The following is a 2757-nucleotide window of genomic DNA, read 5'->3' on the forward strand; positions in this document are numbered from 1 at the left end:
ACGAACGAATGGCCCAAACCTGCCTCGGCAGGAGCGGGGCGCTTCTGACCGATCAGTCGGCCCTTATTCCATGGCGGACGTACCGGCCTCGTTGCCGGGAGCAGGATTCTGGACATGTTGAGGTCTCCAACCAGCCCTCCCGCACCAGGCATCGGCACCGCGCCGACGTTGACAATCTACTGTCTCTCGACCAAGGACCGCTTTGCGAACGACGGGTCCGACCGACATCGCTGCACCGCAGTAGTCCGCTTGGAGCCCTTCTGCGACATTCGCGTTGGGCACAGCATTCGACAGGAAGGGCGGACTCCGGACCTTCTCTGCAAGCGCGAACCGTTCGTGCGTCGGGGTCGAAACCCGACATTCAACCGAGGCGGAACGTGGACATCACGCCGCGCTGCCGCAGGTCAGCTTAGAGCCGGAAGCGGACGCGGCCATTCTCGTTTGTCAGGTACCGAATGCCGTGTTTGCCGGATATGCTCGTTCCCAAATCCAGTCCGAGGTACCCAACGCCCGCGGAAGCGGTCCGAGTGTCGGTTGATCAAAATTCTTGATTGATAGTCGTCACTGCACGTGCCGCGCCTATCGCCTAGGCTTGATCCACACAATTCGAGGAGGATCTCGTCATGAGAGTAGCTTTTGTGGCGCTGGCTTCGCTAATCGGTTCGGTAGCCAACGCGCAAGATACCGACACCCTGACCTACGAGATGTTCGAGACGGCCATACATCATGTAAACCTGCTGGACTGTCCGGGAGAGCTTTCAGGAGAGGGGCGCTTCTGCCGGATGACCATACACAACGATGCATTTCATGTGTTCGCATTCTCCGAAGAGGGCGAACAGCCGATGGTCGGCCTCAAAACGTGGTATGAAGACGAGATCGATATGACTTTTAAGTAGGGCTCGTTCACTCCTATCCGAAACACTCGGAGGTGCTCGGGAAGCCAGGCGCGTTCACCGGGCGCTTTCAGGTTCACCCTGCATGGCGACTGGTGGTGTGCTGTCGCTAGCGACTGCGACGAAAGTTCTCGTGCCCCGCGAGAACGCGCTCCACAGCCTCGGGGCCACCGCCATTTTGTTGAAAATAGAACCATGCCGCCGCTGCGAACCGGCTGGGAGCCATGAATAGCATCGCTTCGTTAAGTTCCTCGATCGTGGCCGGCAAGCTCACGTGCGCGTCGTTCAGAAACTGCGCCCGCACGCTCTCGGGCAGCATTTCTATCTGAATCGCATAGGCGAGGTATTCGTGCGCTGCCCGAGGCAGCGGGCGTCCCTCGAGAGTTTGGTCGAGATAGGCATGCGTCAGTTCGTGATGGATCAGACTTTCGAAAAGCACGGCCGCCGACACTACCGGGAAAGCACTTTCCGGCGGCGGGTTGTCTTCAAGGCACGGTTCCGAGAGGACTTGCAGCCTTTCCGCCTCGGCGTCGTAATACGCCATGCAGTACCCTGCGCCAAAATCGAGTTCTTCGGTAACCTCGATCAACAACGGTCTTTCATGCTCAAGGCCCAGTTCCCGAAGTCGGTGATCTGCACGGGTCACGGCCTTGCAGGCGCGCTCGGCCGCGGCCTTGTCGGCGGCTTCGGCGGTGATCTCCAGGCCGCCGCACCGAACTTGAGCCTGAGCCTCGGCATTCTTGGGCACCGAGCAAACGAGCACTGAGACAATGAGAATCCGGCATGTCCTCGCGATTTCGATCATTTATCCTACCCGATCTCATGGTCAACGCACGGGTAGCTGGCCGGTTCAAACACTCTGCCCCAGTCGAGACATTCGATGTTGGCCGAGCAAACGATCGCTCGGCAACACGCCGACGCATTCATTTCGCAGGCGCAGCATGGCTAGTGCTGCGACCGGCACGTCCGTCCGCAACCTCGCCGGTCTGTCACCCGACGGCTACGTCCGCTCCTGGAGGCTCCAGACGTTTGATGATGCCGCAGTGATCGGCGGCACCTAGCGTTTGCGGAAGTGAAGCACGCCCCAGCAGAGTTGCCCGGCGTCGGCTCCCTCGACCCAATCTTTCAGACCATTGAGCATGCGTTCGGCATACTCCGGGGAAATCTGGTGCTTCAGCGCGTGGCGCCGCGACTCCAGTTCCTCGCGCACGCGGGCATAGTGATTGCGCAGCTGATGGGTGAGGTCTTCGATCTCGACCGTATCGAAACCGAGGCCTTCCAGCGTGGCTTGGTAGAATCCGATCGAAGCCATATCGGGGAGATGGATCCGCTGATAGATCGGCTGGTATGCAGGGGCGTCATCGATATCCGCGGCCTTCATTGGATCGGTGAAGATGAAATCTCCGCCGGGCTTGAGCACGCGCGAGACTTCTTTCAACACGCGTGTGCGGTCGCCGGAATGCAGGAGGGCTTCTTGGCTCCAGACCGCGTCAAAACTGTTATCCGGGAAAGGGATCTCCTCGAATACCCCGTGGACGACCTCGACTTTGTCTTCAAGGCCCTGTTCCGCGGTCAGCCTGCGATTGCGCGCATTTTCTTTTTCCGAGAGGTTTAGGCAGGTGACAGGCGCGCCGGTCTCCCGCGCAAGATAGCGTGCCGCACCGCCATAGCCCGCACCGATATCGATCACGCGCGCGCCCGGCTTCAGATCAAGCTTCGACGCCATGTGGCGCACGGTTCGCGCGGACGCCTCGGCAATGTCTTCGCCGTCACTTTCATAGAAGCCGACATGGATATCCTCTCCACCCCAGATGGCGGCGTAGAAGGCGTTTGCGTCCGCGCTGTTGTAGTAATCTTCTGCGGT

Annotated in this window: 3 protein-coding genes; 1 reads left to right on the forward strand and 2 read right to left on the reverse strand. The window is 59.8% G+C overall.

Features of this window, described 5'->3' with window-relative positions:
- Positions 1–623 precede the first annotated feature (623 nt).
- Positions 624–896: a hypothetical protein gene (locus tag VJ897_RS01885; RefSeq protein WP_324052726.1), complete on the forward strand. Its 273-nt coding sequence runs from the start codon at positions 624–626 to the stop codon at positions 894–896.
- 106 nt (positions 897–1002) lie between these two features.
- Here VJ897_RS01885 and VJ897_RS01890 read toward each other — a convergent pair whose 3' ends face one another.
- Positions 1003–1698, reverse strand: coding sequence for a DUF6639 family protein (locus VJ897_RS01890; protein ID WP_324052727.1), 696 nt, complete (start codon positions 1696–1698; stop codon positions 1003–1005).
- A gap of 252 nt (positions 1699–1950) precedes the next feature.
- Positions 1951–2757, reverse strand: an 807-nt coding sequence (locus VJ897_RS01895) for a methyltransferase domain-containing protein (RefSeq protein ID WP_324052729.1), incomplete at its 5' end; no start/stop codon positions are given.

Origin of the sequence: Salibaculum sp., from assembly GCF_035270045.1 — a bacterium.
GTDB lineage: Bacteria > Pseudomonadota > Alphaproteobacteria > Rhodobacterales > Rhodobacteraceae > Salibaculum.

What these genes read in the sequence shown, in the direction of transcription:
- VJ897_RS01885 (WP_324052726.1), top strand. Translation starts at nt 624, where the DNA reads ATGAGAGTAGCTTTTGTGGCGCTGGCTTCGCTAATCGGTTCGGTAGCC.
- VJ897_RS01890 (WP_324052727.1), bottom strand. Translation starts at nt 1,698, where the DNA reads ATGATCGAAATCGCGAGGACATGCCGGATTCTCATTGTCTCAGTGCTC.